The following is a 244-nucleotide window of genomic DNA, read 5'->3' on the forward strand; positions in this document are numbered from 1 at the left end:
GACGTAGACACCGACGATATCGTCTCCTTTTGTAGCGACATAACAATCGCCTCTTTGCAAATACTCTTCCACGAGTTTTTCCGAGGGGTCAGCAAGCAGCAACAAGTACATGGGGGCTTTTTCGTGTGGAGCCAGTTTTCTAATTTCCATTGGTTATTCTCCTTTTGCCAGAGCATCCACTCCCACGTCAAGATAGGGAAGATAATGACTGGGCAATCTCCTAAAGCAAGTTTGTATTGTTGCT

Annotated in this window: 1 pseudogene; it reads right to left on the reverse strand. The window is 45.5% G+C overall.

The features are described from left to right. Positions 1-150 (reverse strand): annotated as a pseudogene (locus SB775_RS32845) (GNAT family N-acetyltransferase); the annotation flags it as partial. Between the last annotated feature and the right edge of the window lie 94 nt (positions 151-244).

The organism is Peribacillus sp. SIMBA_075, from assembly GCF_046534585.1.